The organism is Mycobacterium sp. 1245499.0 (assembly GCF_001673615.1).
Lineage (GTDB): Bacteria > Actinomycetota > Actinomycetes > Mycobacteriales > Mycobacteriaceae > Mycobacterium > Mycobacterium europaeum_A.
Map to the genome: position 1 here is coordinate 1 of NZ_LZMG01000121.1, position 941 is coordinate 941.

General features: G+C 69.0%; 1 protein-coding gene. It reads left to right on the plus strand.

Translation table 11 applies throughout. The features are described from left to right. Window positions 1-941: M18 family aminopeptidase (locus A5646_RS06010; RefSeq protein ID WP_067020563.1), on the plus strand; the 941-nt coding region annotated here is incomplete at both ends.

A 941-nucleotide genomic window follows, 5' to 3' on the forward strand; every position in this document is an offset into this window, starting at 1 on the left:
GGTTCACCGAACTGAACGAGGCTCAACGGTGGCCGGAAGAACCGGGCCGCTACTTCGTGGTCCGGGCCGGCTCGCTGGTCGCGTGGAATTCCGACGGCGCCGACGGCCCCTTCCGGATCGTCGGCGCACACACCGACAGCCCGAACCTGCGGGTCAAACAACATCCCGACCGGATGGTCGCCGGTTGGCGGGTGCTCGCCTTGGAGCCCTACGGCGGCGCGTGGCTCAACTCCTGGCTGGACCGCGACCTGGGCATCAGCGGGCGGTTGTCAGTTCATGACGGCAGCGGGATCGAGCACCGGCTGGTCCGAATCGACGACCCGATCCTGCGGGTGCCGCAGCTGGCCATTCACCTGGCCGAGGACCGCAAATCGCTGACACTGGACCCGCAGCGCCACGTCAACGCCGTCTGGGGTGTTGGCGCAGCAGCGACGTCCTTCCTCGACTTCGTCGCGGAACGCGCCGGGGTGGCGGCGACCGGCGTGCTGGCCGCCGACCTGATGACCCACGACCTGACCCCCTCAACGGTGATCGGCGCCAACGCCGACCTGCTGAGCGCTCCCCGGCTGGACAACCAGGCCAGTTGCTATGCGGGCATGGAGGCTATGTTGGCCGCCACGCCCCGGGCGTTCGTACCCGTGCTGGTGCTCTTCGACCACGAGGAGGTCGGTTCGTCCTCCGACCACGGTGCCCAGTCCGACCTGTTGGGCACCATCCTGGAGCGCATCGTGCTCACGGCCGGCGGTACCCGAGAGGACTTCCTGCGCCGTCTGCCCGACTCACTGCTGGCCTCGGCGGACATGGCGCACGCCACCCATCCGAACTATCCGGATCGGCACGAGCCCGGCCACCTGATAGAGGTCAACGCCGGGCCGGTGCTGAAGGTGCACCCCAACTTGCGTTATGCCACCGACGGACGCACGGCCGCGGCCTTCGCGCTG